This is a genomic window from Streptomyces sp. NPDC014734 (assembly GCF_043083325.1).
In the GTDB taxonomy this organism is placed as follows: domain Bacteria; phylum Actinomycetota; class Actinomycetes; order Streptomycetales; family Streptomycetaceae; genus Streptomyces.
Window position 1 is genome coordinate 89,692 of the sequence record NZ_JBIBYN010000025.1, and the last position, 10,949, is coordinate 100,640.

A 10,949-nucleotide genomic window follows, 5' to 3' on the forward strand; every position below is an offset into this window, starting at 1 on the left:
GAGGGGACGCCGACCGGTCTCCGTCGGGACGCGACGCGTCCACGCGCGGCCGTGACCGGGGCGGGCGCCGAGGCCGCCGTGCGGTCCGACCCGACGCACTCCGGGCGGAGCCCTCCCGTCAGGCCGGGGCCGGACCGTCGGAAGGAGGGGGCCCGTCGACGGTCAGCCCCGACTGCCAGGCCGCGAAGGACAAGTGGTCCACGATGCGCTCGACGCTGTTGCTCATGGCGCTCGCGCCGTGGCCGACACCGGGCTCGACACGCAGAACGGTCAGTCCTCCTCCGTCTGCGGCGGGCGAGGGACCCGCGGCGTGCTGGAGAGCCGCGCACATCTTGCGCGCATGCATCGGGTCCACCACGGCGTCCCCTGCCGAGACCGTCAGGAGCACCGCCGGGTAGTCGGTCCCCGCGTCGACGTGGTGGTAGGGGGAATAGCTGAGGAGCCGGCCCAGTTCCTCCCGCACCGTCGCCGAGCCGTACTCCTTGGTCCACGACGCACCGAGGCCGAAGTGCTCGTAGCGCACCATGTCCAGAACCGGCGCCGCGCTCACGGCCGCCCGGCAGAACTCGGGGCGCTGGGTCAGTGCGGCTCCGACCAGGAGACCACCGTTCGAGTCCCCGGTGATGACGAGCCGGGACGGGGTGGTCCAGCCTTCCCGGCAGAGGGCTTCCCCGGCCGCGTGGAAGTCGTCGACGGACCTCTGCTTGCCCGCTCCGGTGGCCGAACGGTGCCAGTCGGCTCCTCCCTCGCCGCCGCCTCGCACATGAGCCACCGCGAAGACGCCGCCGGCCTCGACCCAGGCGACCGCCTCGGGGTTGTACAGGGGGGCGTAGGACAGGCCGAATCCGCCGTAGCCGTAGAGGAGCGCCGGGCGCGGCCGTCGCTTCCCGCCGTGCGTGTCCTCGTCGTGCGGCGCGAGGACCGTGATCCGTACCGGGGTGCCGTCCGGTGACACACACGTGGTCTGGAGCATCGTGCCGACGGTCCGGTGGTTCCGCGCGCGTCGACGCCCCGGTGGGGCCGTCCCTACCGTCGTCGTACGGTCCGTGGCGTCCCAGCAAAAGACGGTGACGGGAGTGAACGGGTCGGTGTACGTGAACCATGCCTCATGGCCCCTGCCCCGGATCTCCCCGACGAATCCGGGCCCCGGCGTCTGTACGGACCCCAGTCGCGTACCGGTCTCCAGGTCGTGCACGTCGATCTCGCTGACGGTGTGGCTGCTCCGGACGGTCAGCAGCAGCGCCCGGTCCAGTTCCGGGCCGTCCAGGACGGTGAAGTGGTCCAGCCGGGCCCGTGGATCCTCGGGAAGGAGGTCCTTCCACGTGTCGGGCGACGGCACGCCCGGGGCGTCGAGGCCCTCGACGTCGACGACCGCCAGCCTTCCCCGCGGCGCGTCGAGGTCGGTGTGCAGGTACAGGCGTCCGCCCCGGCCCACGACCACGTTCGTGTGGGCGTCGATGCCCGTCTGCACCGGGACGAACACCGACGGCTCGGCACCGTGGGCCGCGAGGTCGGCGATCCAGACGTCGTTGCGGCGCACCGCGCCGACGGCGCGCGTCACGGTGAGCCAGCGTCCGTCCGCGCTGACACTCACCGTGTACGAGGCCGTCCGGGGGCCGTCGTGCCCGAAGACGAGCCGATCATCGGTGTCCGGGTCCGAGCCCACACGGTGCAGGTGGACACGCCGGTGGTAGCGCTCCTCGCCGGGGGGAACCTCGTGGGCGGGCAGGCGCCGTACGTAGTAGAAGCGTTCTCCTCCGGGCAGCCAGGCGACGGAGGACTGCCGGCAGCGGGATATCGGCCCGTCGAGCAAGGCACCCGAGTCGATGTCCAGGACGTACAGCAGACTGCCGTCGTCCCCTCCGGCCGACACCTGGTACACGAGTCGGCGGCCCTCCCGATCGGGCTGCCAGGCGTCCAGCGTGGTGCGTCCGGTCGGGTCGAGGGCGATGGGGTCGAGCAGGACCCGTTCGGCCCCGTCGGGTTCCACGACGTGCAGGACGGCGTGCTCCTGTCCGTGGCGACGCCGCATGAAGAACCGTCGCGCGCCCCGCCACACCGGAGGACCGGTCACCTCCGGGGACAGCAGTGCCTCCACCCGTTCGCGCAGTCGGTCGCGCCCCGGCAGGTGGTCGAGGACGGTATGGCGCAAGGCGTCCTGCGCGGCCAGCCAGTCCCGGGTCTCGGCGCTCTCCGCCTGTTCCAGCCAGCGGTACGGGTCGGCGATCCGGTACTCGAAGAGGTGATCCACCGTGTCCTGGCGGCGCGCGGCCGGGTGCTGCCAACCGGTCATGGGGTGCCCTCCTCCTCGGCCATGAAGTGTGTGATCAGCGTCGCGTACCGGCGGACCTCCGCCGCGTCCCAGGCGACGAAGGCGCAGAAGTCATGAAGGTGCAACAGCGAGCGCAACACGACGCAGCACCGCACCAGAGGGTCTTCGGGCCGCCCGTACCCGTCGACGAAGGCCTGCTCCAGCCGGTCCCACGCGACCCCGGGGGAGTGCAGCCGAGCCGCGAAGAAGCGCAGTTCCCGCAGCTCGGCGAGCACCCAGCCGACGTCCCACTGCCAGGGTGCGACGGCGACGTCCTCGCCGGTGATCAATCCATGAGGGACATCAGGTCCTTCGGCGGGCACCAGCAGCGCGAGTCTGGGAGCGCCGTGGACGAGCACACCGGGCCCGGACGCCGGCAACTCGCGCAGCCATCGCTCGACACGGTGCCAGCAGGAGGTTCCGAGCAGTTCCCGCAGAAGGCGGTGGAGTTGTTGTCCGACACCGTCGGCGGTCGGCGTGCCGATCCATGAACGCAGTGTGTGCCACGCGGCAGGCTGCGCACGCACCCCGTCCTTCCCCGCCGCTGTCGGCGAAGCCGCGTGCAGCGCCCTGAGCAGAAGGCCGAAGTCGTACAGCACGTCCTCCGCACCCGCCAGGTCACGAGACGCCTCCGCGATGCCGTCGGACAACAGCAACTCGGCAAGGGAGCTACGTCCGGGCAGCTCATAACGCAGTTCGGCACCGTGCGCGCCGGGCAGTGCGCAACGGGCTCCGGGACCGCGGCCGGACGGTGACGGGGTGCACGCCTCCAGGGCGAGCCGGAGCGCCCCGCTCGGTGCTTCCAGGGGATCGGACCGAGGCGCCTCGGGGCTGCGGATCCAGGTGAATCCGCCCGCTTGTCCCCCCGTCAGCACCTTGGTGCGCACGAGCCCGCTGACGTACTCGGTCACGACGGTCATCGCGGCTGCGCCTCCTCGCTCTCGCCCCGCTCGGCGGCAAGCCTCGCGTGGCACTCCTCGATGAGCGCGAGGAGCGTCGGCAGAGCGGCGGCCGTTGACCGTTCGACACGTCCCGTGGACACGCTGCGTCCCAGCTCGGGCTCGGCAACGACCACGTGGGGACGGGCACGCAGCGCGGCCAGGTGGGAACGGAAGGCGTGGCTCTGGTACCCACCCGGCGGGAGGGCCGGCGCGAGACCGACCGGGGCGCCGGTGCACTGGAGCGCCAGCATCACGGGGGTGTCCGCGAGCCCGAGCGCCAGTCGGCTGACGAAGTGGAAGGTGGCGGGGAAGACGGCCACCGCGTCCGGCCACTCGGCGAGTTCCACGTGGGGGACGGTGACCTGCGGTTCCGTGGGCCACACATCGTGGAGCAGGGGCTCGCCCCCGATCGCGGTGAGCGCGGCGGGCGCGACGAACGTGGTGGCCCGGCGGGTGAGCACCACTCTCGTCTCGATGTCCGGGTGGCTCTCGCGCAGCCAGCCGAGCCATCCCGGAAGCGAGGAGACGCCGAGCGCCCCCGTCCCCACCAGGAGCAGGCGGCGGAAGGAGTAGTCGGGAGGCGCCGTGCGGCTGTCCTGGGTCATCTCGTGCTCCTCCGCGCCGCGGTGAGGGTGTCCAGCGCCTCCAGCGAGGCGCGCGTTCCGTCGAGGGTCTGAATGCCGATCGTGCTGAGCACCACCTCATCGGCCCCGGCCTCGTGGTACGCGTCGACGGCACGGAGCACCTCGTCGGCACCGCCCACCGCCACCGTGCCGCTGCCGATGAGCCGGCCTGCGGCCTTCGCAAGGTCGTGAGGGTCCGTGTCGATGCCGGCGCGGCGGAGCATGTCGGCGTAGTGCGGGGCCTGGAGATGGGCGTGCGTGGCGGCGAGCACGGTCCGCTCGTGGTCGCGGCCCGGAGCGTCGGTGGAGACATGGACGACGGCGGCCACGCGTGGCCGCGGACGGCCCGCGCGCTCCGCTCCCCCGGCCAGCGCCGGGACGATCACTTCGGCGAGGTAGTCCGGGGGCGCCAGCCAGGTGATGGCGACGTCCGCGAGCTCTCCGGCCAGCTCGGCCATCCGGGGTCTGAGGACCCCCAGTCCCAGTTCAACGGGCGGGGTGTCCATGGCCACGAGGGCTCCCCCCATCGCGTGGTACTCGCCGACGAGGTCGACGACCTTCCCTGCCAGCAGATCCCGGACGATCCCGGCGTATTCGCGTACCGCGGTGAGCGGACTCGCGTACCTCTGCCCGCGCAGTGACACGACGAAGGGCTCCGGTCCGGTACCGAGCCCGGCCACGAACGGCTGACCGGTCAGGGCGGCGAGGGAGCGTGCCTGGAGGGCTGCCTGGAACGGGTGGCGCAGCGGCATCAGGGTCACACCGGTACCCATGGGGATCCGGGCACCGGCACCGGCGGCGTGGGCGAGCGCGGCGTGCGGCTCGACCAGGAGCGACTGCCCCGTCCACAGCCGCTCGGCGTCTCCCCTCCTGACGATGTCGGCGAACGGAAGCAATTGTTCGCCGGATACCGGCATGAAAGGAAGAAGAATTGACACACCCATTCCCCTGTCCCACCCCCTGATTTCTGATGTTTGGACTGAAAGGCCGTGCGGCCGACGACAATGCCGTCGACCGCACGGAACAATCAATTGACCGGACGTTCCTCAGCAGCCCCACTTGATGGTGGCGACAACGCTCAGGGAGACGATGGTCTGCGGCGAGGGAGCCTCGTCCGGAGTCACCTCGTTCGCCATCTCGTCGATGTCCGCGTAGGTGTCGAATCCGGCAGCCAGCTCGATGTCGTTCATAACGTTTACCCCTTACCCATTGATGAAATTCGATCGGATCACGGAGATGGGCAGAATTCCTTGCGGCATCCCCGCGATATCCATGAACCTAGATCGACACCGAACGGGCGGACAAGCGAATCTTGTTGAAAGGTTGTCCGGAAGATCGCCGGACACACAACGCCGCCGTGTATGTCAGGGAACGGTTTTGAAAGGCGGCGAAAAAAGATTGCGCGCCGGTTCCGACGGGTCAATACCGGCGTCCAGCAGAGCCTGCCGTACAACCGCCGACCGGGTCCGGTCCGGGAGGTCGGCTTCGGTGGCGTACCGGATCAGGCCCGTGGCGAGCGCCCGTGACCTGTGCTCCCCAAAACTGGTGTTGCGCATGCCCGGCCTCGAATCGTCCGGCTCCCAGGCAACGGCGATGCCGGGGGCCAGTGACCGGGTGTAGGGGGAGCAGTCCGCACCGAGAGCGGCTTCGCCGACCGCCCCCACCAGATCCGGAAGCACATGGTGGCCGCTGCCCTCCAGATAGATCACCACACCGTCACGCCGGGGCAGGGCATCGGTGGACGAGATGGCCTTGGCCCGATAGGGAACGCCGGCCTCCTCCAGGCACCGCAGCGATCTGCCCCATGCGTCGACGGCCGCGTCCGGGGATGTGACGTGCAGGTACACCCGGAGGACCGCGCCCCGGCCGGTCAGCGGCAGCGAGCCGTCCACCAGGAAGAACCCCGGGGAGAGCGCCGGACGGGCCGCGGCCACGAACACGTCCGCCGTCTCTTCCCCGGAACTCGTCGGCTCCCGCGCGCCGACATCGACGGAGGCACCGGCGGAGGCACCGGCAGAGGTACCAGCGGCAGCGGCAGAGGCGGCGGCAGAGGCAGAGGTACCAGCGGCAGCGGTGGCGGCAGCGGCGTGCGGGGCGGCGATCCGTTCACGCGGGACGCGAACGCGCACCCCCGAGAGGCCGACAATCCGCCCCTCGTCCCCCCGGTCGCTCAGAACGGGCCCCCGGTATCGGGTGCGCTCGTGCGGGACTTCCCGAGCGAGCCCGGCTTCCAGATCGCGGACGATGTCCGGGGCGTTCCGTGTCTCCTCCGGCTGCACCGCCGGCCGGCCGACGTGGACCACTTCGTAGAGAGCGGTGGCCAGCCGGCCGACGAGGGTTCGCGGCGAGTCCGCGGTCACCGTTCTCCCGCCCACCGACGCGGACAGGCCGTCAGGCCTCACGACCACCTCGGAGAGCACCGCCACGAGCCGGGCGGACAGAACGTCTTCGGTGCGATCGCTCATCCCCGGGCCTCCGTAAGTCCGAAACTCGCAAGGAAATTCTCCGGAGTGAGCAGGGCCTTCCTCCCGATGCCCGCCACCGCGCGCGGAAGGGCGGCGAGCCGGGGCGCCGTACGCGCGCCGGCCAGCATCCGGTCCAGCAGATGCCAGCCCGCGAAGGCCGTGACCCGTTCGGCCAACTTGCCGTCGTCGCTCGGTCTGGTATCGCGGTAGCCGTCCCAGAAGGCAGTGATCCGCGGCCGGGCCGCCCGGATTCCGTCCGCCAGATGACCCAGCATGCGCTCACGGGACGGAGGGTCCGAGGCCGCCCCGTCGCTCACGGCCGCGTCCAGCAGGGCCCGGTGCAGGAGATCTCCGACCACACCGCCGAGGTCACGAGCGGCGTCGGCGGCCTGGAACTCCTCGAAGTCGGTGAGATACACCGCGTCGTCGGCGACGAGGAACTGGTCGAGCCGCAGATCGCAGTGGGCGGCCACCCTGGGCGCCGACCGATCCAGTTCGAGGAGGTGGCGCAGGGCGGTCCCCAGATCAGCGTCGCCCTGGAGGAGGGCCCACGTCTGGAGTTCCGCCGCGGAGGACGCCTCGAACAGGGGCAGAGGAAGGGCGTCGAGCAGTTCCATGGAAGGGAGGAGGGGGCTGGCCTCCTCCTCCCGCAGCAGTTCTTCGACCGGCAGATGGTGCAACAACCCGACCGTGCGCCCCAGGGAATACACCAGCTCGGGCAGGAGCCGGTCCTCGCGAATCAGATCCGCGGCGGTGTGCGCTTCGTCGACACAGGCGAAGACCAGTACGTTCGCCTCGGCGTCCACGGCGAGCAATCGAGGGGAGAACAGCTCGGCGGACTCGCTCTGTCCCAGCATCCTGTCGAAGGCGAGGCACTGCCGGATCCGCGCAGCCGACGCTTCGGCCGGTCCCTCCAGCTTCTTGATGAAGAGACGCTCCCCGGTGTCGGTGGTGACGGTCCAGTTGTGGTTGCGGCCCGGCAGCCTCCGGATGTCCGGCCGCCCCGCCAGGGAGCCGAGCCCCGTGCGCAGGAGGAGACTCCGTACTTCCGATTGGCCGTGGAGGATGTCAGTGGTCCCGGTGGTCACGACTGCGCCCCCCGGGTGGCCGCGCGATTGATCAGGCCGGCCGCCTCGGACGGCTTGTCGGCGTGGGCGTAGATCCGTCGCGCGAGCACCGGTCCTCCCTTTCGCACCCGAACCGACAGCGGCTCGTCGAGATCGATCACAAGGTTGGTCGTACGGCCGACACTGCACGCCACCGCGTCGTTCTCCACCGTCTCGACCCTGCGCAGCCCGTATCCGTTGGTGAGGCCGTGTGCGACGCGTGCGGTTGCGAGTGCCGTCACCGGAATCGTCAGCTCACGGAAAGGCCCTGTGCGCAGGCGCAGGTTCGCGCTGTGGAGCAGGTGCGGGCTGCGTGCGGTCATCGCGCAGAACCCCAGCGAGAGGCCGAGGGAGAGCACGACCCAGAGAAGGTGGATGGCCCGTCCGACCGGCGGAAGCATCGCGTCGATGATGAGCCCGGTCACCAGGTCGGTGCCGGCGAAGGCCCAGACGATTATGCGGGCATCGGAGGAGTGCGGGATCGGCTGCTGTCCCTCCGGCAGCGTCATCGGCCTGCGACCCGCCCAGTTCCTCAGATCGCGCAGCATGGTGCCCGTCCACTGACTCGCCGACCTGGTGGGCGTCGTTTTCGCGCCGAAGGATTCGGAAGCGGTGTGGTCATGCATCTTTCAGGTTCCTTCCCAGCCAGAAAGCGGAAACCACGCAGGTCCCAGCCACAAAGGTGAGCGCCGTCGCCCCCGGCCTGCGGCCGACCAGGCCGGCCGCGCCCGCGACCCCGGCGATTCCTGCGAGTGCGGGAAGGGCCGTCCTGAGCAGGTTCGGTCCACAGATGCCGCGCCCGACGGGCGGGAAGGCTCCCACGGGCCGGAACCGCGCACCCCGCGCCACCGGTTCGGAAAGGGCCTCGGAGGCCTGGAAATCAGAAGTGTCGTCGGCGCGTAACGCGGCGTCGGTCTCCGTCCAGAGCCTCTGCCATAACCCGACGTCTCCCTTGCATGCCTTGACGTAGGCCAACGTCACCTCAAGGCTCGGGAGACTGACGCCCCGGGCCGCCTCGGACAGGGTCGTCCCCGAGTAGTTGGCCCGGCTCGCGAGTTCTCGGTAGGAAGGATTTCCCGCTGATCTCCGGAGCGTTCTGAGCTCGTACGCGAAGCTCTGCAGTGGCCCCTCGGAAGGATCTATGCACGTCTCTGGTCGTCCCATCTGGGTCACATCACCTTTCCTGGCTCAGTTGCCAACCCTGTTCCGCCGGGGCGCCTCGTGAGTCGGCCGCTTCGCTCGCGGCTGCCCGAGGCGCGACGACGGAGGCCGCTGACAAGCGCGGCCTGTCGGTCCTGAAGGCGCTCCCCCGTTCCGGAGCCACCCCCGTGTCGATCGCACATCCCTGTATCGATCGCACCTGTATCGATCGCACATCCCTGTATCGATCACGTATCCCTGCACCGATCACGCACCCCCAAAGGGGGCATCACTGCACAATCGGGTCCGGCAACACATCCGACGACATCGCCCGCCGCCCCGGCCCGGCCCTCACCCACCCCGCGAGGTACACCGAAGACCGCATGGCGAACCGCCGGTCTCCCTCTCACCGGGCAACGCCCCGGCCCCATGCCGATACGCGACCGAGCGGCCCACACGGGCGCCCCCGCGCGAGGAGAGCACAGAGGAGAGCACATTCGATCGGACGCAACTGACGCGGGGGCCGCACAGCGGGCCCTTCTTCCTCCCCGCGTCTTCTCTCGCCGCCCGGAGGAAGGCATGCCGAGACTCCGCGCGTTGCTCTGCCGGCCGGGAGCGAGGAACAACCAGGTCGAACCGCTCGCCGTCGGCCGACACGGGTGCGAACCATCCCACCAGGACAGGACCGGCAGCCTCACGTACCGAGGACCGGACCGGGCCCCGAGACCCGCCGAGCGCCGTCACCAGGGCCCCGGACTCGCGACGAACACAGGTCCGGCACGAGTCGGAACTGCTGTTCCGCACCTCCGCATCGCACGCGTGGCCTCGACCGCGCCTCGGCGCGCGGGACCGGTCGAGCAGTGCGAGCGGTACGGAAGATCGTCGTCACGTGCTGGTCCATCCCGTCGAGAGACGTCCTGTTCGATGATTCGTCAACTCGCCGCTTCACCCGGCCTGTTCCCGTCGACACGATCTCATCAATCTCAGTTGCCAGACTTGGGGGACGCTACGACTTCGACTGCTTCACAGTCAACAGGAATTAATGACAGTGGCAGAATGCGCCCATGGCCGAGAGAGCACCGACACACGATCAGAACGCCTACCCACCACCCGAGGACAAGGCGCTGGCAGCCCAACTCAACCGGCTGTTCCTGACCATCCGGGCCCCGGGCTCGGAGCGCTACAGCAACGACGAAGTCGCGTCCCGGCTCGAATCCAGGGGCGGCCCCACCATCTCGGGTACGTATCTGTGGCAGTTGAGGACAGGCCGACGCGACAACCCCACCAAGCGGCACCTCGAAGCCATCGCCGCCTTCTTCGGTGTACCCGCCTCGTACTTCTTCGACGATGAGGTCGCGGCCCAGCTCAATGTCGAGCTCACCACGATCAGGAAGCTGTGCAGCGCCGGTGTGCAGAACATCGCCCTGCGCGCCGTCGGCCTCTCGCCACGCAGCCTGGACAGGCTGAGCGATCTGGTCGACTACGCTCGCGAGATGGAAGGGCTTCCCTCCGAACCGGACCCGGACGAGCGGTAACGCCTCGGGGGACCCGACCACTTCCCGCGAAACGGAAAGACGAACACACAGAGCTGATCACGCGGAGACGAACACGCGGAGATGATCGTGCGGAGCCGTGGAGGCGACCGGACTCCCGCATTGTCCGAGTCGAGTCAGAAGTTCATCGAGAGCCTCGAAGCCGACAGCGACCTCGCCTGCCCCGTTCGCCCGACCGGCACATCAACCTGCCCGGCCCACATCACGACCGTCCGGGCGACTACCGGATCGGCATCCGGCCCGACGCCCCCACTGCCGCGTCGACACCCCCACCCGCACCCTTGTGAACCGGGTGAGGCCCGCCCGATCGGCCACCGGGTTCGCGGCCGGTCATCCAGCACCCGCGCCGACGTGGTCCGGGGGTCGAGGGGCCCTGCCGGAAGAAGAACGGGCCGAGGCAGAACGTGCCGACACCGACCGGTCAGTCCCTACCAGAAGGTGCGATGCCCCCTCGGCGACGCACGGCGCGGCATCGCAGGCGAGCCCATCCCCCAGCCGGCCACCATCTCCATTCCCGCAGAGCTGTCCCCGATCCGGAAACCCCTCATCGGCGCGCATCCGCTACGCTGTCCCTGGTCGGTCGTCGGTGCACCCCTGTCTGCCCGAGCAAGATGGCAGAAAGCGTCGCACCTCGTCCGGCCAGCGGGCTTGGCTTCCTCGCCGAAGATCCACTCGTTGGATTTTCTCCAAGGCTTCCTCCAAGCCCCTGCCTTCGTAGCTCAGGGGATAGAGCACCGCTCTCCTAAAGCGGGTGTCGCAGGTTCGAATCCTGCCGGGGGCACCAGTTCAGAAGGGGTCCACCTCCGGATT

The 10,949-nt window shown here is 69.9% G+C and carries 10 protein-coding genes and 1 tRNA gene; 2 read left to right on the forward strand and 9 right to left on the reverse strand.

The window, feature by feature from the left end:
• Nucleotides 1-118 precede the first annotated feature (118 nt).
• The 9 genes from ACF1CT_RS31080 to ACF1CT_RS31120 form a co-directional block, all read right to left on the reverse strand.
• Nucleotides 119-2,293 carry a prolyl oligopeptidase family protein gene (locus ACF1CT_RS31080; RefSeq protein ID WP_391787323.1) on the reverse strand — a complete coding sequence of 725 codons (2,175 nt, stop codon included), beginning with the start codon at nt 2,291-2,293 and terminating at the stop codon, nt 119-121.
• A complete protein-coding gene (locus ACF1CT_RS31085; RefSeq protein WP_391787324.1) occupies nt 2,290-3,231 on the reverse strand; it encodes a hypothetical protein in 942 nt (313 codons plus the stop codon). Before ACF1CT_RS31085 ends, ACF1CT_RS31080 begins: the two co-directional genes overlap by 4 nt.
• Nucleotides 3,228-3,857, reverse strand: a complete 630-nt coding sequence (locus ACF1CT_RS31090; RefSeq protein WP_391787325.1) for a flavoprotein — start codon at nt 3,855-3,857, stop codon at nt 3,228-3,230. Before ACF1CT_RS31090 ends, ACF1CT_RS31085 begins: the two co-directional genes overlap by 4 nt.
• Nucleotides 3,854-4,792: an LLM class flavin-dependent oxidoreductase gene (locus ACF1CT_RS31095; RefSeq protein ID WP_391787326.1), complete on the reverse strand. Its 939-nt coding sequence runs from the start codon at nt 4,790-4,792 to the stop codon at nt 3,854-3,856. Before ACF1CT_RS31095 ends, ACF1CT_RS31090 begins: the two co-directional genes overlap by 4 nt.
• Before the next feature lie 129 nt (nt 4,793-4,921).
• Nucleotides 4,922-5,065, reverse strand: a complete 144-nt coding sequence (locus ACF1CT_RS31100; protein WP_391787327.1) for a hypothetical protein — start codon at nt 5,063-5,065, stop codon at nt 4,922-4,924.
• Nucleotides 5,066-5,239: 174 nt separating this feature from the next.
• Entirely contained in the window at nt 5,240-6,340 is a 1,101-nt protein-coding gene (locus ACF1CT_RS31105) for a T3SS effector HopA1 family protein (RefSeq protein ID WP_391787328.1), read from the reverse strand.
• Nucleotides 6,337-7,428, reverse strand: a complete 1,092-nt coding sequence (lxmK, locus tag ACF1CT_RS31110; RefSeq protein WP_391787329.1) for a class V lanthionine synthetase subunit LxmK — start codon at nt 7,426-7,428, stop codon at nt 6,337-6,339. The genes ACF1CT_RS31105 and lxmK overlap by 4 nt, the downstream gene beginning before the upstream one ends.
• The gene (locus ACF1CT_RS31115) at nt 7,425-8,072 is read right to left on the reverse strand and encodes a hypothetical protein (RefSeq protein ID WP_391787330.1); all 648 of its coding nucleotides are present in this window, start codon (nt 8,070-8,072) and stop codon (nt 7,425-7,427) included. Before ACF1CT_RS31115 ends, lxmK begins: the two co-directional genes overlap by 4 nt.
• Entirely contained in the window at nt 8,065-8,610 is a 546-nt protein-coding gene (locus ACF1CT_RS31120) for a helix-turn-helix domain-containing protein (protein ID WP_391787369.1), read from the reverse strand. The genes ACF1CT_RS31115 and ACF1CT_RS31120 overlap by 8 nt, the downstream gene beginning before the upstream one ends.
• 1,040 nt (nt 8,611-9,650) lie before the next feature.
• Between ACF1CT_RS31120 and ACF1CT_RS31125 the strand changes: the two genes are divergently transcribed.
• Nucleotides 9,651-10,121 (forward strand): XRE family transcriptional regulator, encoded by a 471-nt coding sequence (locus ACF1CT_RS31125; RefSeq protein ID WP_391787331.1) that lies wholly within the window; start codon nt 9,651-9,653, stop codon nt 10,119-10,121.
• A 726-nt stretch (nt 10,122-10,847) separates the two neighbouring features.
• Nucleotides 10,848-10,923 (forward strand) — tRNA-Arg (locus ACF1CT_RS31130).
• Nucleotides 10,924-10,949: the final 26 nt, after the last annotated feature.

Excerpts from the sequence above, each read along its gene's own strand:
- ACF1CT_RS31085 (WP_391787324.1), bottom strand. The coding sequence starts at position 3,231 with ATGACCGTCGTGACCGAGTACGTCAGCGGGCTCGTGCGCACCAAGGTG.
- ACF1CT_RS31105 (WP_391787328.1), bottom strand. The coding sequence starts at position 6,340 with ATGAGCGATCGCACCGAAGACGTTCTGTCCGCCCGGCTCGTGGCGGTG.
- ACF1CT_RS31100 (WP_391787327.1), bottom strand. The coding sequence starts at position 5,065 with ATGAACGACATCGAGCTGGCTGCCGGATTCGACACCTACGCGGACATC.
- ACF1CT_RS31095 (WP_391787326.1), bottom strand. The coding sequence starts at position 4,792 with ATGCCGGTATCCGGCGAACAATTGCTTCCGTTCGCCGACATCGTCAGG.
- ACF1CT_RS31115 (WP_391787330.1), bottom strand. The coding sequence starts at position 8,072 with ATGCATGACCACACCGCTTCCGAATCCTTCGGCGCGAAAACGACGCCC.
- ACF1CT_RS31080 (WP_391787323.1), bottom strand. The coding sequence starts at position 2,293 with ATGACCGGTTGGCAGCACCCGGCCGCGCGCCGCCAGGACACGGTGGAT.
- ACF1CT_RS31120 (WP_391787369.1), bottom strand. The coding sequence starts at position 8,610 with ATGGGACGACCAGAGACGTGCATAGATCCTTCCGAGGGGCCACTGCAG.
- ACF1CT_RS31125 (WP_391787331.1), top strand. The coding sequence starts at position 9,651 with ATGGCCGAGAGAGCACCGACACACGATCAGAACGCCTACCCACCACCC.
- ACF1CT_RS31090 (WP_391787325.1), bottom strand. The coding sequence starts at position 3,857 with ATGACCCAGGACAGCCGCACGGCGCCTCCCGACTACTCCTTCCGCCGC.